The sequence below is a fragment of the Leisingera coralii genome (assembly GCF_049056525.1).
Taxonomy (GTDB): domain Bacteria; phylum Pseudomonadota; class Alphaproteobacteria; order Rhodobacterales; family Rhodobacteraceae; genus Leisingera; species Leisingera coralii.
Map to the genome: position 1 here is coordinate 28,000 of NZ_JBHUPT010000015.1, position 21,373 is coordinate 49,372.

Below are 21,373 nucleotides of genomic sequence, written 5' to 3' on the forward strand. Positions count from 1 at the left end.
TCCCATTTGCACGACAGGGGAAACCCATGAAGAACATCTACACCTTCGGCCGCCGCCCGGCGCAGCGCAACTACACGGTCAAGGATCTGATCGACCTGAAGAAAACAGGTGAACGCCTGACCATGTGCAACCCGGCAAACGAGGCCGAGCTCCGGGCCTGCGTCGACGCGGGCATCGACCTCTTGACGCTGTGGGACGTGCATCTGGACATGGCGCGCGAAATCGCCCCCACCCATTTTGCCGGCACCGCGATGAACTGGGGCCAGTTCGCCACCAATGACGAGATCATGCGCCATGCCATCACCTGCATGGAGAACGGCGCCGACATGTATTTCACCAACCGCTCTTACGGCGTGGTAGAGATGCTCGCCAAGGAAGGCATCCCGGTGCAGGTGCACATGGGGCTGGTGCCCTCCCTCAGCCACTGGTGCGGCGGCCTGCGCGCCTTTGGCCGCACCGCGGAAGAGGCGATGCAGATCCACGACACCTTCAAACGCTACGAAAATGCCGGAGCCTTTGCCTGCGAGATTGAATGCGTGGCCGAGGATACCCTGCGGCTGCTGAATGATCGCACATCCATCGTCACCATCTCGCTGGGCTCGGGCAATGCGGGCGACGTGATCTTCCTGTTCACGGCCGATATCTGCGGCGAAGCGGAAAACCCGCCGCGCCATGCCCACGCCTTCCGCGACCTGGGCCGGCTGCACAGGCAGATGTACCGGGAACGGGTGGAGGCCTTGCAGGAGTTCCAGTCGGAAGTGCGCGCCAGGAACTTCCCTTACAAGGCTCAGGCGATACCGATGCGCGACGGCGAGCTGGAGAAACTGCACGAAGCGCTCGACAAGCTGTAACCTGAGAAAAGCGGTGCGCGCCCGCCCAGGCGCGCGCTGGCCTTAGCGCCTCCGGCGCCAATTGGGTATTTGGAACCAGAAAGAAGCAGCAAACGAAGTGCCCTTGCCCGCAGGCCGTCCGTCCGCCAAGGGATAGTCATGCCAGGAGCAAGGGCCGCTTCTTCCTGGTGCGGTCATCGGCTCCCCAGCCTGTACCGCATAGGGAGAGTGGCGCGATTCTGGTTAACGGAATCTTGCCGCTTCTTTCTGGTCTCAAATACCCAATAGCGCTCCGGCAGCCGCAGGCGGGCCGCTTGCGGCAGAATCCGCCTTCACCTTCCTGCCGCCATTCGGTAATTGAACGCCCAACTGCATGAGGGATCGAGACGCATGGCGATGGAAAAGACGTTCAACGCGGCTGAAGCCGAAAGCCGCCTTTACAAGGCCTGGGAAGACGCAGGCTGTTTCAAGGCAGGCGCAAATGCCAAGCCGGAGGCCTCCACCTACTGCATCATGATCCCGCCGCCGAACGTCACCGGCGTGCTGCACATGGGCCACGCCTTCAACAACACCCTGCAGGACATCCTGATCCGCTGGAAGCGGATGCAAGGCTACGACACCCTGTGGCAGCCCGGCACCGACCATGCGGGGATCGCCACCCAGATGGTTGTCGAGCGCGAGCTGGCCAAGACCCAGCAGCCGTCGCGCCGCGAGCTGGGCCGCGAGAAGTTCCTGGAGAAAGTCTGGGAGTGGAAAGAGAAATCCGGCGGCACTATCGTTGAGCAGCTGAAACGCCTCGGCGCCTCCTGCGACTTCTCCCGCACCGCCTTCACCATGGCGGGCGCGCAGGGTGATACCCGCGTGGGCCACGAGAACTCTCCCAACTTCCACGATGCCGTGATCAAGGTGTTTGTGGAGATGTACAACAAGGGCCTGATCTACCGCGGCAAGCGGCTGGTCAACTGGGACCCGCATTTCGAAACGGCGATTTCCGACCTCGAGGTGGAGAACATCGAGGTTGCGGGCCACATGTGGCACTTCAAGTACCCGCTTGCGAATGGTGCCACCTACACCTACGTGGAGAAGGACGCGGACGGCAACGTGATCCTCGAGGAGGAGCGCGACTATATCTCCATCGCCACCACCCGGCCCGAGACCATGCTGGGCGACGGTGCGGTTGCGGTGCACCCCTCGGATGAGCGTTACGCACCCATCGTCGGCAAGCTGTGTGAAATCCCGGTGGGCCCCAAGGAGCACCGCCGCCTGATCCCGATCATCACCGACGAATACCCGGACCCGGACTTCGGCTCCGGCGCGGTGAAGATCACCGGCGCGCATGATTTCAACGACTACCAGGTCGCCAAGCGCGGCGGCATCCCGATGTACCGCCTGATGGACACCAAGGGCCAGATGCGCGACGACGGCGCGTCTTATGCCGAGGCTGCGGGTATCGCCATGGCAGTGGCCAAGGGCGAACAGACCCTGAGTGAGAATGAGGCCGACACCATCAACCTGGTGCCGGACGACCTGCGCGGCCTGGACCGGTTCGAGGCGCGCAAACTGGTGGTGGAGCAGATCACCAGCGAAGGCCTGGCGGTGATGCACACCGTCACCAAGACCGATCCCGAGACCGGCGAAGACGTTGAGGTGCAGGAACCCTACGTCGAGAACAAGCCGATCATGCAGCCCTTTGGCGACCGCTCCAAGGTTGTCATCGAGCCGATGCTGACAGACCAGTGGTTCGTGGACGCGGAAAAGGTCGTCGGCCCGGCGCTGGATGCCGTGCGCAACGGCGATGTGAAGATCCTGCCGGAATCGGGCGAGAAGACCTATTACCACTGGCTGGAGAACATCGAGCCCTGGTGCATCTCGCGCCAGCTGTGGTGGGGCCATCAGATCCCGGTCTGGTATATCCCCGGTGAAGAGGACTGGTACCCGATCTGTGCCGCGACCGAGGAAGAGGCGCTGGAGAAGGCCCGGCTCAGCTCTGCCGAAGGCACGGAATTCCGCATCGTTGCCGATCAGCAGGAAGCGGCGCAGATCCTGGCCGAACAGATCAAGCTGATGGATGTCCAGGACGAAGGCGCGATCCGCAGCTTTGACGGGCCGATGCAGGTGCCGATGTTCCGCGACCCCGACGTGCTAGACACCTGGTTCTCCTCCGGCCTGTGGCCGATCGGCACCCTGGGCTGGCCGGACGCCACTCCGGAAATGGAGAAGTATTTCCCGACCTCGACCCTGGTCACCGGGCAGGACATCCTGTTCTTCTGGGTCGCCCGGATGATGATGATGCAACTGGCGGTGCTGGACGAAAACCTGCCGGTCAAAAAGCGCATCCCATTCGACACCGTCTACCTGCATGGCCTCGTGCGCGACGCCAAGGGCAAGAAGATGTCGAAATCCACCGGCAACGTGGTCGACCCGCTGGAGATCATTGAGGAATTCGGTGCCGACGCGCTGCGCTTCTCCTCTGCTGCGATGGCGGCTCTAGGCGGTGTGCTGAAGCTGGATATGGAGCGGCTCAAGGGCTACCGGAACTTCGGCACCAAGCTGTGGAATGCGGTGAACTTTGCCCATTTCAACAACGTCTATGATGCGGAAGTTCCGGCCTATGACTGCCCGGATGCGCAGGCTGCCGTGAACCAGTGGATCATTGGCGAGACCGCCAAGGTGCGGGTTGAGGTGGACGCGGCGCTGGAGGCCTACCGCTTCAACGACGCGGCCAATGCGCTTTATGCCTTTGTCTGGGGCAAGGTCTGCGACTGGTACATCGAGCTGAGCAAACCCCTGTTCAACTCTGAGGATGAGGCGGTGATCGCCGAAACCCGCCAGACGCTGGGCTGGGTGCTGGATCAGTGCATGATCCTGCTGCACCCGATCATGCCCTTCATCACCGAGGAGCTGTGGGGCAACACCGCCAAGCGCGAGAAGATGCTGGTGCATGCCGATTGGCCCACCTATGGCACCGAACTGGTGAACGCCGATGCGGATGCGGAGATGAACTGGGTGATCACCGCGATCGAAAACATCCGCTCCACCCGCGCGCAGATGCATGTGCCGGCGGGTGCCAAGATCCCGATGGTGGTGACTGAGTTCTCCGATCAGGCCCGCGCGGCCTGGGAGAAGAACGAGGCAATGATCAAGAAGCTGGCCCGCATCACCGCGCTGGAACAGGTCGAGAGCTTCCCCAAAGGCTGCGCCTCGGTGGCGGCCCCCGGTGCGTCCTTCGGCCTGCCGCTTGCGGATGTGATCGACGTGGATGCCGAAAAGGCGCGTCTTGAGAAGACCCTGGGCAAGCTGGCCAAGGAGCTGGGCGGGTTGCGCGGGCGGCTGAACAACCCGAAATTCGCGGCCTCCGCGCCGGAAGAGGTTGTGGCGGAAGCCCGCGAAAACCTCGCTGCGCGCGAAGAGGAAGAAGCCAAGGTCAAGGAAGCGCTGGCGCGCCTGGCCGAGATCGGCTGATCCCGGCCCTGCCGCTGCTGCAAGCATGGAACCAAAGCGCCCGCCTTTCCGGCGGGCGCTCCGTGTTCCGCTGCAGGGGCGGTGAAGCGAGCGCAATTGCCGGCGGAACGGGGAAATTCTTAACAACCGGCCCATTGTCTTTGCCGCGCTTTTGTTCCAGCCTGCGCTTAAACATAAAAAGAAGGGAGGCTGCAGCCTATGCCCAAGGGATACTGGGTGGCCCATGTGGATGTGAACGACATGGAGCGCTACAAGGATTACATCAATGCAAACGGCCCGGTCTTTGCCGAATACGGGGCGAAATTCCTGGTGCGCGGCGGCCGGAAGGAAGTACGCGAAGGGCAGACAAGGTCGCGCACGGTGGTGATCGAATTCAAGGATTTCGCTACCGCAAAAGCCTGCTATGATTCAGTGGCCTACCAGGACGCCAAGGCCTTGCGTGATCCTGTCTCCGCTGGTGATATGGAAATCATCGAAGGCTACGGCGAATAATCCCGCGCCCCGTTGCGCAGCTGACCGAGGTCACCGAATGCCCCTGCTCAAGAAATTCTTCCAAGCCTTCCGCCCCTCCGAACCGCCGGTCCTGCCCGATCCGGATGCTGAACTGGCGCTGGGGGCGCTGCTGGTGCGGGTGGCGCAGTCGGACCGCGAATACCAGCTGGAGGAGATCAGCCTGATCGACCGGATCCTGGCGCGGCTGTACCAGCACAACGCGATCGAGGCCGCCAAGGTGCGCGCCACTTGCGAGAAGCTGCACGCCGCGGCGCCGGAGACAGACACCTTCGGGCGGCTGATCCGCGAAACCACCGGGCTGGAAGAACGCCTTGCCGCGCTTGATGCGCTTTGGGAAGTGGTGCTGGCCGACGGCAGCGCCCACGAGGGTGAAGTCACCATCCTCGAGGACGCGCGCAAGGCGATGGGGCTGTCTTATGCCGACAGCCAGAAAGCCCGCAGCCGGGCCGAAGAAAAAATCGCCAGTGCGGCTGGAGAGCGCTGATGTTCCGGGAGCTTCTTCACCGCCTGCTGGAGCCTGCACCTGCCACGCTGGATGACGAGGGTGCCCGGCTGGCGCTGACGGCGCTGCTGGTGCGGATTGCCCGCTCCGACCACAACTATTCCGAGGTGGAGAAGGACCGCATCGACCGCATCCTGGCCGCCCGCTACGGGCTGGACACCGGCGGCGCGCTGATCCTGCGCGAACAGGCCGAGGCGATGGAGGCCGAAGCGCCCGACACCGTGCGCTTTACCCGCGCGATCAAGGACGCGGTGGCCTATGAGGACCGCACCGGCGTGATCGAGGCGCTCTGGCAGGTTGCCCTGGCCGACGGCCGCCGCGATGCGAATGAAGACGCGCTCCTGCGGCTGTCGTCCAGCCTGCTGGGAGTATCGGATGTGGACAGCGCAAAGGCGCGCAAACGGGCAGAGACTGCTTTATGATTGCTCATCTTGGAATGTACGACCGCCCGGAAACCGCTGCGGCAAACGACCGGTTCTGGGCATCGATCCGCGACCATCTTGGCGGCGGCCCCGAGCAGCTGACCCGCGGCGCCGATTTCTGGGAGGTCTGGAAATCGCCTGACCTGCTGCTGTCGCAAACCTGCGGCTGCCCCTACCGCACCCGGCTTTATGGCGAGGTGGAGCTGGTGGGCACCCCGGATTACGGCCTGCCCGGCTGCCCGCCCGGCTATTACAACAGCGTCTTTATCGCCCGCAAAGAGGACGCGGGCCAGCCGCTTGGCAGCTTTGCCGGGCGCCGCTTTGCCTATAACGAGGCGCTGTCGCAGTCTGGCTGGGCGGCGCCAATGATGCATCTGCATGACCGCAGCATCCTGCCCGGCGCGCTGGTGGAGACCGGCGGCCACCGGCTGTCTGCCGAAGCCGTGGCCGAAGGGCGTACCGACTTTGCCGCGCTGGACGCGCTGACTTGGGAAATGGTCCGCAAATACGATGGTTTCGCCGCGGGGCTGACGGAGATCGATCGCACCGAACCAACCCCGACGCTGCCCTATATCACCGCCCTGGGCGGCGACACCAAGGCGCTGTTTTCCGCCATTGAATCCGCCATCCACGGACTGGATCCGGAGACCCGCAGCCTGCTGCATCTGAATGGCCTGGAGCAGATCGCCCCCAGCGACTATCTGGCGGTGCCAACCCCGCCCGGCCCGGTGCTGACCGGGCAGCGCATTCGCGCCGCGGAGCTGACGTAACGGCCTCCTTCCAAAACGGCGGCACAACCGGTCATTTTGGCACCTGCGGTGCCAGCTTGTGCGGTTTGAACGTTGCATTCGGTCTTTTTTTCGGTCCAATAAGAACGAATTTCCACTCATAGGGACAAAGACACCTTGACCGACACAACGCCCGTTCTGCAAATCCGCGGCCTGCACAAATCCTATGGTGAGCTGGAAGTGATCAAAGGCGTGGATATCACCGCCCACAAGGGTGACGTGGTCTCGCTGATCGGGTCTTCGGGGTCGGGCAAGTCGACGCTTTTGCGCTGCTGCAACCTGCTGGAGGACAGCCAGCAGGGCGAGATCCTGTTCAAGGGCGAACCAGTCACCTGGACCGGCCAGGGGCTGAACCGCCGCCCCTCCGACGCCAAGCAGATCCTGCGCATCCGCACCAACCTCAGCATGGTGTTCCAGCAGTTCAACCTGTGGTCCCATATGACCATTCTGCAGAACGTGATGGAGGCGCCGGTCACCGTGCTGGGCCGCGACAAGGCAGAGGTCGAGGAAAAAGCCCGCTACTACCTGACCAAGGTCGGGATCGGCGACAAATGCGATGTCTACCCGGCCCAGCTGTCCGGCGGCCAGCAGCAGCGCGCGGCGATCGCCCGCGGCCTGTGCATGGAGCCCGAGGCGCTGCTGTTCGATGAGCCCACCTCTGCGCTGGATCCGGAACTGGAACAGGAAGTGATCAAGGTGATCAAGGATCTGGCTGCCGAAGGCCGCACCATGATGATCGTGACCCACGACATGAAAATGGCCGCCGATGTCTCCAGCCACGTCGTCTTTTTGCACCAGGGCCTGATCGAAGAGGAAGGCACGCCGGACGAAGTGTTCGGTGGCACCCGCTCCGAGCGTCTGCGCGCGTTCCTGTCCTCGACCCGCCACGCGCATTGAGCAATAACTAACAAATCCAATAACCAAACAGAACGGGAGTTAACTATGAAATCACTGATCCTTGGCACCGCCGCCCTGGCGCTGACCGCGGGCATGGGCCTGGCGGACACCGTGCGCATGGGCACCGAAGGCGCCTATGCGCCTTGGAACTTCGTCAACGACGCGGGCGAGATCGACGGCTTCGAGCGTGAGCTGGGCGACGAGCTGTGCAAGCGTGCCGAGCTGACCTGCGAGTGGGTCAAGAACGACTGGGATTCGATCATTCCGAACCTGGTCTCCGGCAACTACGACACCATCATCGCCGGCATGTCGATCACCGACGAGCGTGACGAGGTCATTGACTTCACCCAGCCCTACACGCCGCCGGATCCGTCCTCCTATGTCGCCCAGTCCACTGACGTTGATCTGGAAAACGGTGTGATCGCGGCCCAGGCCACCACCATCCAGGCCGCCTTCATCGCTGAGCAGGGCTGGACCCTGGTCGAATTCGCAACCCCGGAAGAAACCGTCGCAGCTGTGCGCAACGGCGAAGCGGACGCGGTTCTGGCCGACAAAAGCTTCCTCGATTCCGTCATCGGCGATGATCTGGTGATGCTGGAGCGCACCGAATCGCTTGGCGGCGGTGTCGGCATGGGCTTCCGTGAATCCGACGCAGAACTGCGCGGCAAGTTCGATGCGGCGATCCAGTCGATGAAAGACGACGGCTCGCTGAACGAACTGATCGCCAAGTGGGAAGTGTCCTCCCAGTGGTAATCTGATCCTGTTTCAGGATCTTGCAGGCCCGCCGCTGCGGCGCGCGGGCCTCATTCATTCTCTTCCGGTGCACATTGCGCCGGGCACGACCGGAGAAAGACAGGCTCAAACATGTTTTCCTACTGCACGGACCCATCAACGCTTGAGGGGCTGAGCTGGCTCAGCTGCTACCTGACCACCGGCAAGCATGTGAACCTCTATATCTCGGTTGTCGTGGTTCTGGTCCTGCTGGCCATCACCGCCCCGGTTGCGCTGCTGTTCGGCTTTGGCGCCGCCAGCGCCGCCCGCTCCAAGTTCCCGCCGCTGCGCTGGTTCGGCAAGGGTTATACCAGCATCGTGCGCGGCGTGCCGGACATTGCCTTCTTCCTGTTTTTCGTCATCGCGCTCGACCAGGCGTTCGAGTGGATGCGCCACAAGGTGAAATGCCCCGACTGGGATCAGCCGATCCGCCAGGGCATCGACTTTGTGGTCTGCGACGCGGCCAAGCTGCCGCTGTCGTCCGCCCCGCAGTGGGTGCATGAAACCTACGGCTTCTTCCTGGCGGTGCTGACCTTCTCGATCGTTTTCGGGGCCTTTGCCGCCAACGTTCTTTACGGCGCCATGCGGGCCGTGCCGCGGGCCCAGATCGAAACCGCCGAAGCCTATGGCATGACCCGCCGCCAGGCGTTCTGGCGCATCCTGGTGCCGCAGATGTGGGTCTATGCGCTGCCGGGGCTGTCGAACCTTTGGATGGTGCTGATCAAGTCCACCCCGCTCTTGTTCCTGCTGGGGGTCGAGGACATCGTCTATTGGGCCCGTGAACTGGGCGGCACCAAGACCGCGCGCTTCACCGACTACCCGCACCCGAACTGGCATGTCTGGTACTTTGCCGCGCTGCTGGTGTTCTACCTCTGCTTCACCAAAGTGTCCGAAGTGGTGCTGGACCGGATCATGAAGCGCCTGACCAAAGGCCAGGCCACTGCGGGTGGCGAAGCACAAAGAAAGGCAGCGGCATGAGTTGCGTTGAAACCATCCAGGCCTATGCCTTCCGTTCCCTGGGTTTTGGCGAACGGCTGCTGCCGCGCGGCGAGTATACCCTGTGCGAGCATTTCACCCTGATCGGCTCCGGCCTGATCTGGAATGTCTACTTCGGCGTGCTGGCGCTGATGACCGGTTTCTTCCTGGCGGTTGCCCTGGCGGTCGGCAAGTCCAGCCCAAACCCGCTGTGGCGCAAACCGGCGGAGTGGTTCATTTTCGTGTTCCGAGGCAGCCCGCTGTTCATCCAGTTCTTCTTTGCCTATGCCTGCTTCCTCAGCCTCAAGAGCGTCTCCAGCTTCTTCGACCCGTTCACCTCGGCCTGGCTGGGCGCACTGGTCGTGCTGTTCTTCAACACCGCCGCCTACTCCGGCGAAATTTTCTATGGCGCGCTGCTGTCGATCCCCAAGGGCGATATCGAGGCCGCCGACGCCTATGGCATGACCGGCTGGACCCGGTTCCGCCGCATCACCTTCCCGACAATGCTTCGGCTGGCCTGGCCCGCCTACACCAACGAGGCGATCTTCCTGTTCCACGCCACCACACTGGTGTTCTTCTCCGGCTTCCCGGCCTGGCGGCAGCAGGGCGATGCGCTCTATTATGCCAACTATTTTGCCGACAAGACCTTCAACCCGTTCATCCCCTACCCGATCCTTGCGTTCTACTTCATCCTGCTGACGCTGGTGATCATCGCCGTCTTCGGCCTGGTGAACAAACGGCTGAACAAGCACCTGCCCCAGGAACGGCGGAGAAAATTTCGCTTGCGTCCTAATCTGATCCGGTAGTATCCATTATTTGATCAAATTCACAGCCGGGCCGACTGACCGCGGAATCCTGCGAGTTCATGGGCAAAATCCAGGCTACGCTGGATTATGATCAAAAAATTGGACCAGGGGTGAAAAGCTGCCCCGGCCCTGCTGCGCCCCGTCCGGGGGCGCCTGAGGCCGGCGGTGCCCCCGAAACCGTCAGGTGATTGGATGAAGAACTGGCTCAGGAAAAACCCGCACGTGCGCACCATCCGCGTTGCGGCGGCGGACATCAACGGTCAGGCCCGGGGCAAGCGTGTCCCTGCCCGCTTTGCCGACAAGGCGGTCGAGGAAGGCACCCGCTTTCCGCTGTCGGTTCTCAACCTGGACATCTGGGGCGAGGATATCGACGACAGCCCGCTGGTATTCGAGACCGGCGATGCTGACGGGGTTCTGAAGCCGACCGAGCGCGGCTTTGTGCCGATGCCCTGGCTGGAATCGCCCTCCGCCCTGCTGCCGATCTGGATGTACCGCGAAGACGGCCGCCCCTATGACGGCGACCCGCGCCATGCGCTGCGCGCCGTGGTCGACCGCTACAAGGAACTGGGGCTGACCCCGGTGGTCGCGGTCGAGCTGGAATTCTTCCTGATCGACGACAGCGGCAAGAACCTGCAGGTGCCGACATCGCCCCGCTCCGGCAAGCGCCGCAAGGCGGCGGAGACCATGTCGATCCGGGCGCTGGACCAGTTCGACACCTTCTTCACCGACCTCTATGACGCCTGCGAGGATATGGACATCCCCGCCGACACCGCGATTTCCGAGGCGGGCCTGGGCCAGTTCGAGATCAACCTGATGCACGGACCCGACGCGCTGCGCGCCGCTGACGACGCCTGGCTGTTCAAGATGCTGGTCAAGGGGCTTGCCCGCCGCCACGGCTTTGCCGCCAGCTTTATGGCGAAACCGTATGAGGATTACGCCGGCAACGGCCTGCACACCCATTTCTCGGTGCTGGATCAGGACGGCAACAACATCTTTGACGATGGCGGCCCCAAGGGCACCGATGCCATGCGCCATGCCGTCGGCGGCTGCCTGAAGGCGATGAGCGATTCCACCCTGGTCTTTGCGCCGCATGGCAACAGCTATGACCGGATGGTCCCGGGCGCCCACGCCCCCACCGGCATCTGCTGGGCCTACGAGAACCGGACCGCCGCCATCCGCGTTCCCTCGGGCAGCCCCAAGGCACGCCGGATCGAGCACCGCTTTGCCGGCGGCGACGTGAACCCCTACCTGATGCTGACCGCCATCCTTGGGGCGGCGCTCTACGGGATCGAGAACAGGATCGAGCCCTCGGAGCCGATCACCGGCAATGCCTATGCGCTCGACCTCCCGCAGGTTCCCAACACCTGGCAAAGTGCCATCGACGCGTTCGAAAACTCGGACATCATCCCGCATTTTTTCTCTGCCGAGATGATCCGCAACATGGTGCTGACCAAGCGCCAGGAGCTGCACTACATGGAAGAGCTCACCCCGGAGGAGCGGGTCGAGATCTACCTGGATACGGTCTGACGGCCGCTTGCCCGCCGTCCTGGCGGCGGGCTACCTTCCGCGCAGCACGCAATCTGATACTGGTGACTTATGAAAATCGGCATCCTGCAAACCGGCCACTCCCCCGAAGACCTGTTTGGCCCGTTCGGCGATTACGACGCCATGTTCCGCGACATGCTGGACGGCAACGGGTTCGAGTTTCAGACCTGGGCCGTGGTCGACGGCATCTTCCCGGATGGCCCCCAGGACGCCGACGGCTGGCTGATCACCGGCTCCAAGCACGGCGCCTATGAGGATCACGCCTGGATCCCGCCGCTGGAGGATCTGATCCGCGCCATCAACGCGCGCAAGCAGCCGCTGGCCGGCATCTGCTTTGGCCATCAGATCATCGCCCAGGCGCTTGGCGGCAAGGTCGCCAAGTTCGAGGGCGGCTGGGCCGTGGGCCGCGTCACCTACCAGACGCAGGACGGCCCGCTAACCCTGAATGCCTGGCACCAGGACCAGGTTGTGGAGCTGCCCGGCGGGGCCCGTATTCTTGGCGGAAATGATTTCTGCCGGAACGGCATCCTGGCCTATGGCGAACACATCATCTCCTGGCAGCCCCACCCTGAATTCCCCAGCGCCTTTGTTGGCGGCCTGATCGAAAAACGCGGCCGCGGTGTCGTGCCGGACGATCTGCTCGACCGCGCCGCAGCCGATCTGGACGCCCCCGTGGACAACCCCGAAATCGCAACCTTCCTCGCAGAGTTTTACAGGAAAGAGAGGACCTAATGTCAGCCTGGCTCGACGCCCTTCCCGAAGCAGCAAAAACCTATCTGGAGGGCCGTCGTCTCGACGAAGTTGAATGCGTTATCTCGGACCTTCCCGGTATCGCCCGTGGCAAGGCGGTACCGGCATCGAAGTTTGCAAAGACCGATTATTTCCATCTGCCGGACAGCATCTTCTACCAGACCATCACCGGGGACTGGGCCGATGCCGCGGACGAGGACGGCTGGATCGAAAAGGACATGACGCTGAAGCCGGACATGTCCACCGCGACCGCCGCACCCTGGACCGGCGACTGGACCCTGCAGGTGATCCATGACGCCTATGACCGGCACGATCAGCCGATCCCCTACAGCCCGCGCAACGTGCTGAAGCGCGTGGTGCAGCTGTACCGTGACAGGGGCTGGAAACCGGTGGTGGCACCGGAAATGGAGTTTTTCCTGGTCGCGCGAAACATCGACCCGGCCAAGGAGATCGAGCCGATGATGGGCCGCTCCGGCCGCCCGGCTGCGGCACGGCAGGCCTATTCGATGACCGCGGTGGACGAGTTCGGCCCGGTGATCGACGACATCTACGACTTTGCCGAGCACCAGGGGTTTGAGATCGACGGCATCACCCAGGAAGGCGGCGCCGGCCAGCTGGAGATCAACCTGCGCCACGGCGATCCGGTCAAGCTGGCGGATGAGGTGTTCTACTTCAAACGGCTGATCCGCGAGGCGGCATTGCGTCACGACTGCTTTGCCACCTTCATGGCCAAGCCGATCGAGGATGAGCCGGGCTCAGCCATGCATATCCACCATTCGGTGATCGACCTGGAAACCGGCCAGAACATCTTCTCCGGCCCGCAGGGCGGCGAGACGGATGCGTTCTACAACTTCATTGCCGGTTTGCAGAACCACCTGCCCGCAGGCCTTGCGGTCATGGCGCCCTACGTGAACTCCTACCGCCGCTACGTGAAGGACCACGCCGCGCCGATCAACCTGGAATGGGCGCGCGACAACCGCACCACCGGCATCCGCATCCCGCTGTCCGGCCCCGAGGCGCGGCGGGTGGAAAACCGCATCGCCGGCATGGACTGCAACCCCTATCTGGGCATCGCCCTGTCGCTGGCCTGCGGCTACCTTGGCCTGGTCAACGAGGAACGCCCGCGCAAGCAGTTCAAGGGTGACGCCTATGAAGGCGACGGCGATATCCCGCAGGTGATGGGCCAGGCGCTGGACCTGTTCGACGAAGCCACGGAGTTGCACGAGATCCTGGGGCCTGAATTTGCCCGGGTCTATTCCGCCGTGAAGCGGGCGGAATACGAGGAGTTCCTGCAGGTGATCTCGCCCTGGGAGCGCGAGCATCTGCTGATGAACGTGTAAGAACTCCGGCGCTGCGCTCCGGTGCAGCGCCAGTGCAATTGAGTATTTTTGCAAAGAAGAAGTGCAGGCTGTCCGAGCGGGCATCTGCACTCAAAAGAGGTGCGCGATGGGGATGAACCTGCTCTATTCCAATGACCGCAAGGGCGAATACCCGAACAGCTGGTATGCGGCAACCGCCATTCCGATGGAGCGCTTTGCGGCCCTCCAGGGGGAGGTGAAGGCGGATGTCTGCATCGTTGGCGGCGGCTATACCGGCCTGTCCGCGGCTCTGCACCTGGCGGAAGCCGGAATGTCCGTGGTGCTGCTGGAAGCGCAACGGGTGGGTTTTGGCGCCTCCGGGCGCAACGGCGGCCAGCTTGGCAGCGGCCAGCGGATGGACCAGGAAGGGCTGGAAGCGCTGATGGGCGGGCCGGAGGCGCAGAAGCTCTGGCAATTGGGCGAGGATGCCAAGGACCTGGTGAAATCGCTGATCGCGCGCCACGGCCAGGACTGCCATCTGAAGCCCGGCGTCGCCTGGACCGCCTTCTCCGAAAAGGAAGCGGCAGAGCTGCACGACTATGGCCGCCACCTGCAGGACCGGTACGGCTACAGCAGCATTGAGCTGCTCGACAAGGACGCCTGCTGGGCCATGTGCCCCTCGCCCGCCTACAAGGGCGGCATCCTGGATCATGGTGCGGGCCACCTTCACCCATTGAACTATGCTTTCAGCCTGGCCCGTGCCGCCGCCGCGGCAGGCACCAGGATTTTTGAAGGCAGCGAAGTTCTGGACATCCAGGACGGCGCCAAGCTGCGCATCCGCACTGCGGGCGGCAGCGTCACCGCCGATCACCTGATCCTTGCCTGCAACGGCTACCTGGGCGGGCTGAACGGGCAAGTGGCTGCGCGGGTGATGCCGATCAACAATTTCGTGGTGGCCACCGAGCCGCTGGGAGAGGACGCCGCCCGGGTCCTGACCCGCGACGTGGCGGTGGCCGATACCAAATTCGTGGTGAACTACTTCCGCCTCAGCCATGACAAGCGGCTGCTGTTCGGCGGCGGCGAAAGCTATGGCTACCGCTTCCCGGCCGACATCTCTGCCACCGTGCGAAAGCCGATGACGGAGATCTTCCCGCGCCTGAAAGACGTGAAGATCGACTACGCCTGGGGCGGTACTCTGGGCATCACCATGAAGCGGATGCCGTACCTGGCGCGGCTGGCACCCAACGTGCTGACCGCCTCCGGCTATTCCGGCCACGGCGTCGGCACCGCAACCCATGCAGGCCAGCTGATGGCCCAGGCCATCCGGGGCGAGGCCGAAGGCTTTGACACCATGGCCCGCGTCCCTGCACCGCGCTTCCCCGGCGGGCCGCGGATGCGCTCGCCGCTCCTGGTGCTGGCGATGACCTGGTTTGCCCTGCGCGACCGGCTGGGGGTCTAACCCCAGCGCCTGAGCCGGTTTCCGCGCAACTTCGCAACAGTTGTGTGAAATCTCGCCGGGGGCGGCAAATTCCGCCGCGTCCGGTCTTGGCATCCGCAGTGCTTAGTTTTACGTTTCCTGAAGAAACAATTCAGGATTTTGAAATATGGCCCTGCCGCCCAACGTTCATGACGCTGAACCCATTCCCGCAGCCGCCCGCGAGGCCATCGACGCGCTGATGCAATCCGGCGATCTCTTCCGCTATACCGCGCCCGAAGATGCGCCGGTCACGCTGCTGGAACAGGAATACGCCGAACTTCTGGGCAGCAAGTATGCGCTGGCGGTCTCCTCCTGCTCCGCAGCATTGTTCCTGTCGCTGAAAGCGCTTGGCCTGCCGCGCGATGCGCGGGTGCTGATCCCCGCATTCACCTTTGCCGCCGTCCCCTCCTCGGTCGTTCATGCCGACTGCGTGCCGGTGCTGTGCGAGGTGGGTGAGAATTACCGCATCGACATGGGTGATTTCGAGGCCAAGCTGGACGGCGTGCAGGCGGTGATCATCAGCCACATGCGCGGCCATACCTCCGACATGGATGCGATCATGGCGCTGTGCGATGCCCGCGGCATCCCGGTGGTCGAGGACGCGGCCCATTCGCTGGGCACCACTTGGAACGGCCGGAACATCGGCACCATCGGCAAGGTGGGCTGCTTCTCGTTCCAGTCCTACAAGATGGTCAACGCCGGCGAAGGCGGCATCCTGATCACCGACGACGCCGACCTGATTGCCCGCGCCGTGATCATGTCCGGCGCCTATGAGCGCAACTGGAAAAAGCACAAGGGCCCGCATGGGGAAAACACCCCGGACCTGGAACAGGCCTTTGCCAAGTGGCAGAACCAGCTGCCGCTCTATAACCTGCGGATGAGCAACCTGTCGGCGGCCGTGATCCGCCCGCAGCTGCCGGAGCTGGCGCGCCGGGTGCGCGACGGGCTGGCCAACCACGACTACGTGGCAGAGCGGCTGAACGGCTCGCCCTTCTTCCACGTGCCGGAGCCGCTGGGCCCGGAGCGCCGCGCGCCGGATTCGATCCAGTTCAACCTGGTGGGCCTCAGCGAGGAGCAGACCCGCGCCTTTGCCATCGCCGCCGAAGCCAAGGGTGTCAAGGTGCAGGTCTTTGGCCTTTCCACCGACAACGCCCGCGCCTTCTGGAACTGGCAGTTCCTGCGCGACGTGCCCGACCTGCCGCAAACCCGCGCAATGCTGATGAAGGCCTGCGATGTGCGGCTGCCGGTGCGGCTGACCCGGGCGGAGCTGGACGTGATTGCGGACATCCTGCTGGGTGCGGTTGAAGAAACCATGGGCAAGGCCGCCGCCTGAGACGCAGCCAAAACCTGACAGTTGCAGCCCCGGCCCCGCGCCGGGGCTTTTTCGTGATTGCAATCCTGGGATGTGCCGTCCACCTTGCCGCCTATGAAAGCTCCGGCCAAATTCAAGCGGCGCCCGGCAACCGCGCTGGTTGCCATGGCAAACTCCCTGAGCATGGGGGATGCCGTCCCCAAAGGCGAACTGACCCAGATCATTAGCGCGGTGGTTTCGGACCAGGCGGAACGGGCTGCCCTGCTGGCCGCGATCCGCGTGTCCAATGACCCGGACAGCGGTCTTGCCGTGGCCGACCTGCTGACCGCCTTTGCCTCTGAGGCCGCAGAGGCTGAGGCCCAGGCCCGCGACGCGGATCAGGTCATCGGCCAATGGGCACAGCGGCTGGCAGCCGGCGCGCTGCTGGCGGGCTTTGGTGCGGCGATTGCCGGCACCGTAACCGGCGGGCTCGCCTTCGGCCTCACCCTCCTGTCGTTTTCGGGCTTTGTATTTGCAACCGCCTCCAGGATCGGCGGACGGCTGAGAATGCGCCGCCACGCACAGGCACGCGACAGCGCCGAGTCCCTTGCCCGCCACGTCCTGGAAGCCGGCAAACTCAGGCATGACGGGAAGTGATATGGAATTTTCAGCTTTCCTCGCCTATATTGGCAGCGCAACCGGAGAAACGCATGTTTGAAGCCATGGGACTTGAGACAGTCATCGTCAGCACGATCATCGGCGCCTGCGCCCTGTCTTTTGGCGCCAGCGCCTATCTGTACCTGCGCGCGCGTCCCGCGCCGGAGGCAAAGACTCTGGACGAGATCGTCAAGAACGCCCCGTATCACCGGCTGCATAACGTGCTGAAGGTTGAAGCCGGCTCCTGATCCGCCCCGGCGTCAGACTGCGCAAAAAGTAAGCCCCCGCCAAACTGGACCGGGGGCTTTGCTGTCAGTGCTCGCCGAAAAACCTCACTTCATCTTCGACAGCTTTTCCTGCAGCGCCGCCAGCTGCTTCTTGATGTCGTCCAGATCCTCGCCGCCGCTTTCGGACTTTTCATCCTCCTGCGCGCCGCCGCTCCAGCCCGCCGTGCCGAAACCGCCGGTCATCGCCTTCAGGAATGCTTCCTGCTGCGCCTTCATCGCCTCGAACCCCGGCATCTTGGACATCGGGTTCATTGCGTTCATGTTCTCCATCATCTTCGACTGGCTCTCGCGCAGCATGTCGAATGAGGTCTGCAGGAACTGCGGCATCACTCCGCCGCCGGGCACCATGTAGCTGCGCACCAGATCGTTCAGCACATTCACCGGCAGCACGTTCTCGCCGCGGCTTTCATGCTCGGCAATGATCTGCAGCAGATACTGCCGGGTCAGGTCATCGCCGGTTTTCAGATCGACGATCTGCACCTCGCGGCCATCCCGGATAAACCCCGCGATATCTTCCAGCGTGACGTAATCGCTGGTCTCGGTGTTATACAGCCTGCGGCTTGCATACCGTTTGATCAGCAAGGGTTTGTCCTGTTCTGCCATGTGCTCCCTCCCCGGTCATGACGCATCGCAGCAAAGCCTATGCCACTGCAGAACAAAAGGGAAGCCTCAGCGCTGTTTCCGCAACAATAGTTCCCGTCAAAATCTCAGGCAGGCGGCCGCAACAACCCTTGACCTGAACCTTGCTTGAGCTTTTACAGATCTGTCCTGCAGTCCAAACCGCAGCAGGAGCGCATAGAAATGAAAGTTCTGATTCTCGGCGGCACCGGCTCCATCGGCGCTGCCGTCACCTGGGAGCTGGTCCGCAGCGGCCATCAGGTCACCGGCCTCAGCCGCTCGGCGGCCTCCGACCGCAAACTGGAAGCGATGGGCGCCTGCCCCCTGCGGGGCGATCTGCGCAGCCCCGGCTGCTGGGTCCGGGAGGTTGCCAGGACCGATGCGCTGATCCAGCTGGCCGCCACCTTCGATGATGACATGGCCGAGGCGGACACCACCGCCATCGCTGCCATCCTGCGCCAGGCCGCCCTGCGCCCGGAGCCGCTGCGGCTGATCTACACCGGCGGCTGCTGGCTCTATGGCGCCACCGGCAACCGGGTCGCGGATGAGACCAGCCCGCTGCGGCCGATCAAGCCCTTTGCCTGGATGCAGGAGAACGGCGAAACGGTTCTGGCGTCCCCCGCCCTCACAGCCGCAGTGCTGCATCCGGCGATGGTCTACCACGAGGACGGCGGTGCCTTCTCCCGCTACCTGGAAGCCGCCCGCAGCGGCAAGCCGTTCGAAATCTGGGGCAGCATCGCCACCCGCTGGCCGCTGGTGCACCGGGCGGATCTGGCCCGCGCCTACCGGCTGCTGCTGGAACAGCCGCAGCTCACCGGCCATTTCAACGCCAGTGCCGAAACCGGCGTTCCGGTGGCGGAGATCACCGGGGAGATTGCCCGCCGCCACGGGCATGATGCGAGCTATGTGGTGCGCAGCCTGAAACATGTGCTGATCAAATACGGCGCTTGGGCCGAGGGTCCGGCGCTCGATCAGCAGATGGCCTCGCACAGGCTGCGGCGCCTGACCGGCTGGAAATTGCAGCACTTAAGCTTCCGCGATGCACAATTTTGACGCTAACACGGAATATTCTGACCCAGGGTCACGACTTTCCGCACCTAAAAGGCAGCAAAAGATTCTCAATGTGATACAATTGACGTCAGGTCTTTCGAGTCTGTGGTGTCGGGGAAAATGGCTGACCAAGGGGACAGGCAAAGACAAGCCGCCATACTGATCGCTGACGTGGCCGGATACTCCGCCTTGGTTGAGGCACGGGAATCCGAAACCATCGCGGCGGTCCGTGATCTGGGCAACCGTATCATCGCCCCGGTTGCGCAGGAGCACGGAGGACGGCTTGTCAAAACAGTGGGGGACGGCTTCCTGCTGGAGTTCCCGGCTTCCGCACGGGCGGTCAAAGCGGCGATGGCAATTGCCGGCAACGCGGCGGCCTTCCGCAACGGCCCCCGCGGGCTGAACCTGAGACTGCGGATGGGTATCCATTCAGGCATGGTGTTCCCCTCGGACGATGACCTGCTGGGCAATTGCGTCAATATCGCCGCCCGCCTGCAAAGCCTCGCCGCGCCCGGGGAAATCTGCATCTCTGGCACCGTGCATGAACAGGTCCGCGGCAAGGTCGGCGCGGCCTTCGACGACCTGGGATTGCAGCAGGTCCGCAACGTTTCAGAGCCCGTGCGCATCTTTCGCATCACCGGCAATTCCCTGCCCGCGCTGGACCCCGAAGGCCCCTCGCCCGAGGCCTCGGTGGCGGTGCTTCCCTTTGCCAGTACCTCACCCGCCAGCGCCGAAACCGAAACCATGGCGCAGACGCTGACCGAGGACATCACCATTGGCCTGTCCCGGTTCCGTGCGCTGCGCGTCGTCTCCCGCAATGCGGCATTGCGCTTTGCCGGCAGCACCGCCGGGTCGTCCGTGGTGGCTTCCGAGCTTGGCGTCCGGTTTCTGGCCGAAGGCAGTATCCGGCAACTGACCGGCAAGCTGCGGATCACGGTCACGCTTTCGGACGGCGCCAGCGGCCTGTCGCTGTGGAGCGGCCGCTATGACCGGTACCTCTCGAACGATTTCTCTCAGCAGGACGCCCTGGCCTCTCAGATCACCCAGACCCTGGCGACGCAGCTCCAGTCCATTGCCCGGCAGAAATCCGCGGCGCTGGCGGCCAAGGGCGGCGCTCCGACCGCGCGGGAGCTGGTGATGCAGGCCAAATCCGTCATCCTGGACTCCCGCAGCAGGCTGAAGCAGTGCCGGGAGCTGTACCAGCAGGCCTGTGATGCCGACTTCGGCAGTGCGGCCGCCTATTCCGGGCTGGCGCTGACTTATCTGGTGGAATGGATGAGCGGCTGGGGCCTGTCGGTGGAACTGACCCTGGACAAGGCCTTTCCGCTGCTGCGCCATGCCGCCAGGATCGATCCGCTCGACAGCGTTGCGCAGCGCAGGCTCGCCGTCATGCATCTGTGCAAGGGAAACTTCGCCCCGGCAGAGGACCACTTTCAGCGCGCCCTGATGCTGAACCCCAACGACACCGATGCAATGGCCTTCCGCGGGCTGTCGCTGATCTACCAGGGCCGGCCGGAAAAGGCGCTGAAGGAACTGGATCAGGCGACATCTCAGAACCCGTTCCACCCGACCTATTTCCACTGGTTCCGGGGGCTCGCGCTGTACATGTGCCGGGTCTATGAACCGGCGGTTTCCGAAGTGAACAAGGCGATCGAGCTGTTCCCGGGCTTCCCGGCGCCGCACCGCCATCTTGCCGCCTGCTATGCCCAGCTGGGAGACAGGCCCGCCGCGGCGCGGGAATGCGGGCGAATCCTGGAGCTTGAGCCCAAATTCTCAGTGGCCCGCATCAGCGAGACGCTGCCGTTTGCCAGGGCGGAGGACCTGGAGCATTACTGCGACGGTCTGAGGCGCGCCGGGCTGCCTGACTGACCCCCCGGCATGACCCCTGAAATGCAAAAGGACAGGCCTTGCGGCCTGCCCTTCTTCACGGTCCAGCTCCGTCAGGGAGGAGAGCGAGGGCCGGATCGTGGACGTTCTTACTTGGCAGCTGCCGAAGCTTTTTTCGCGGCCGAGGTCACCTCTTCGGTGGCTTTTTTCACGGCAGCGGTGGCTTCTTCGGTTGCGTCTTTGCCAGCCGCCATCAGCAGCTCGACGGTGTCCATCTGGACTTTCTTTGCCACTTCGGCGAAGGCAGCCATGTTTTCGGCAGCCACTTCAGCGGAAGCGGAAGCGAAATCGGTCGCGGCCTTGGCGTAGTCAGCCGGCTCAGCCTTGACCTTGGAAACGTCGCTCAGCTTGGCGATGGTTTCTTTGGTCCACTTGTTCGAGATTTCGGCCGACTTGCCGGCAGCGTCCAGCGCAACGGCGGACAGTTTCTCGTTCAGGGCTGCGGTGTTCTTGAATGCGTCTTCCATCGCTTTGGTGTCGACCGGGAAGGCGCCCATGAAGTCTTTCATCATCGCGGTGAAGTCTTGGGTCTTTGCCATAGTTCTAA

General features: G+C 63.5%; 21 protein-coding genes. 19 read left to right on the top strand and 2 right to left on the bottom strand.

What is annotated here, in order from left to right; all coding sequences use genetic code 11:
* The first annotated feature begins 26 nt into the window (after positions 1-26).
* The 17 genes from ACFMBG_RS06095 to ACFMBG_RS06175 all read left to right on the top strand — a co-directional run bounded on the left by ACFMBG_RS06095 (position 27) and on the right by ACFMBG_RS06175 (position 17,232).
* Positions 27-851: a 3-methyl-2-oxobutanoate hydroxymethyltransferase gene (locus ACFMBG_RS06095; protein ID WP_421053814.1), complete on the top strand. Its 825-nt coding sequence runs from the start codon at positions 27-29 to the stop codon at positions 849-851.
* Positions 852-1,220: 369 nt separating this feature from the next.
* Complete coding sequence (locus tag ACFMBG_RS06100) at positions 1,221-4,292, top strand: valine--tRNA ligase (protein ID WP_421053815.1); 3,072 nt, start codon at positions 1,221-1,223, stop codon at positions 4,290-4,292.
* Positions 4,293-4,490: 198 nt separating this feature from the next.
* The gene (locus ACFMBG_RS06105; RefSeq protein ID WP_421053816.1) at positions 4,491-4,784 is read left to right on the top strand and encodes a DUF1330 domain-containing protein; all 294 of its coding nucleotides are present in this window, start codon (positions 4,491-4,493) and stop codon (positions 4,782-4,784) included.
* A gap of 43 nt (positions 4,785-4,827) precedes the next feature.
* Positions 4,828-5,289 carry a tellurite resistance TerB family protein gene (locus tag ACFMBG_RS06110; protein WP_421053841.1) on the top strand — a complete coding sequence of 154 codons (462 nt, stop codon included), beginning with the start codon at positions 4,828-4,830 and terminating at the stop codon, positions 5,287-5,289.
* Positions 5,289-5,729, top strand: coding sequence for a tellurite resistance TerB family protein (locus tag ACFMBG_RS06115; RefSeq protein ID WP_421053817.1), 441 nt, complete (start codon positions 5,289-5,291; stop codon positions 5,727-5,729). Before ACFMBG_RS06110 ends, ACFMBG_RS06115 begins: the two co-directional genes overlap by 1 nt.
* A complete protein-coding gene (locus tag ACFMBG_RS06120) occupies positions 5,726-6,499 on the top strand; it encodes a phosphate/phosphite/phosphonate ABC transporter substrate-binding protein (protein WP_421053818.1) in 774 nt (257 codons plus the stop codon). Before ACFMBG_RS06115 ends, ACFMBG_RS06120 begins: the two co-directional genes overlap by 4 nt.
* Before the next feature lie 135 nt (positions 6,500-6,634).
* Positions 6,635-7,414 (top strand): ABC transporter ATP-binding protein, encoded by a 780-nt coding sequence (locus ACFMBG_RS06125; protein ID WP_421053819.1) that lies wholly within the window; start codon positions 6,635-6,637, stop codon positions 7,412-7,414.
* 45 nt (positions 7,415-7,459) lie between these two features.
* Positions 7,460-8,167: a transporter substrate-binding domain-containing protein gene (locus tag ACFMBG_RS06130; RefSeq protein ID WP_421053820.1), complete on the top strand. Its 708-nt coding sequence runs from the start codon at positions 7,460-7,462 to the stop codon at positions 8,165-8,167.
* Between the two features lie 111 nt (positions 8,168-8,278).
* On the top strand, positions 8,279-9,163 hold the full coding sequence (locus tag ACFMBG_RS06135) for an ABC transporter permease (RefSeq protein ID WP_421053821.1): 885 nt from the start codon (positions 8,279-8,281) through the stop codon (positions 9,161-9,163).
* Complete coding sequence (locus ACFMBG_RS06140; protein WP_421053822.1) at positions 9,160-9,966, top strand: ABC transporter permease; 807 nt, start codon at positions 9,160-9,162, stop codon at positions 9,964-9,966. Before ACFMBG_RS06135 ends, ACFMBG_RS06140 begins: the two co-directional genes overlap by 4 nt.
* Before the next feature lie 192 nt (positions 9,967-10,158).
* Positions 10,159-11,493, top strand: coding sequence for a glutamine synthetase family protein (locus ACFMBG_RS06145; RefSeq protein ID WP_421053823.1), 1,335 nt, complete (start codon positions 10,159-10,161; stop codon positions 11,491-11,493).
* 69 nt (positions 11,494-11,562) lie between these two features.
* On the top strand, positions 11,563-12,243 hold the full coding sequence (locus ACFMBG_RS06150; RefSeq protein WP_421053824.1) for a type 1 glutamine amidotransferase: 681 nt from the start codon (positions 11,563-11,565) through the stop codon (positions 12,241-12,243).
* Positions 12,243-13,601 (top strand): glutamine synthetase family protein, encoded by a 1,359-nt coding sequence (locus ACFMBG_RS06155; protein ID WP_421053825.1) that lies wholly within the window; start codon positions 12,243-12,245, stop codon positions 13,599-13,601. Before ACFMBG_RS06150 ends, ACFMBG_RS06155 begins: the two co-directional genes overlap by 1 nt.
* 106 nt (positions 13,602-13,707) lie before the next feature.
* Positions 13,708-15,018, top strand: coding sequence for an NAD(P)/FAD-dependent oxidoreductase (locus ACFMBG_RS06160; RefSeq protein WP_421053826.1), 1,311 nt, complete (start codon positions 13,708-13,710; stop codon positions 15,016-15,018).
* A gap of 145 nt (positions 15,019-15,163) precedes the next feature.
* The gene (locus tag ACFMBG_RS06165) at positions 15,164-16,369 is read left to right on the top strand and encodes a DegT/DnrJ/EryC1/StrS family aminotransferase (protein ID WP_421053827.1); all 1,206 of its coding nucleotides are present in this window, start codon (positions 15,164-15,166) and stop codon (positions 16,367-16,369) included.
* Between the two features lie 93 nt (positions 16,370-16,462).
* Complete coding sequence (locus tag ACFMBG_RS06170; protein WP_421053828.1) at positions 16,463-16,984, top strand: hypothetical protein; 522 nt, start codon at positions 16,463-16,465, stop codon at positions 16,982-16,984.
* Positions 16,985-17,049: 65 nt separating this feature from the next.
* Complete coding sequence (locus ACFMBG_RS06175; protein ID WP_421053829.1) at positions 17,050-17,232, top strand: hypothetical protein; 183 nt, start codon at positions 17,050-17,052, stop codon at positions 17,230-17,232.
* Positions 17,233-17,316: 84 nt separating this feature from the next.
* Here the strand turns inward: ACFMBG_RS06175 and phaR are convergent, their stop codons facing one another.
* Positions 17,317-17,874: a polyhydroxyalkanoate synthesis repressor PhaR gene (phaR, locus tag ACFMBG_RS06180; RefSeq protein ID WP_421053830.1), complete on the bottom strand. Its 558-nt coding sequence runs from the start codon at positions 17,872-17,874 to the stop codon at positions 17,317-17,319.
* 198 nt (positions 17,875-18,072) lie between these two features.
* Between phaR and ACFMBG_RS06185 the strand changes: the two genes are divergently transcribed.
* Complete coding sequence (locus ACFMBG_RS06185) at positions 18,073-18,942, top strand: NAD-dependent epimerase/dehydratase family protein (RefSeq protein ID WP_421053831.1); 870 nt, start codon at positions 18,073-18,075, stop codon at positions 18,940-18,942.
* A gap of 117 nt (positions 18,943-19,059) precedes the next feature.
* Positions 19,060-20,808 carry an adenylate/guanylate cyclase domain-containing protein gene (locus tag ACFMBG_RS06190; protein WP_421053832.1) on the top strand — a complete coding sequence of 583 codons (1,749 nt, stop codon included), beginning with the start codon at positions 19,060-19,062 and terminating at the stop codon, positions 20,806-20,808.
* A gap of 107 nt (positions 20,809-20,915) precedes the next feature.
* Here the strand turns inward: ACFMBG_RS06190 and ACFMBG_RS06195 are convergent, their stop codons facing one another.
* Positions 20,916-21,365 (bottom strand): phasin, PhaP, encoded by a 450-nt coding sequence (locus ACFMBG_RS06195; RefSeq protein WP_421053833.1) that lies wholly within the window; start codon positions 21,363-21,365, stop codon positions 20,916-20,918.
* Positions 21,366-21,373 lie beyond the last annotated feature (8 nt).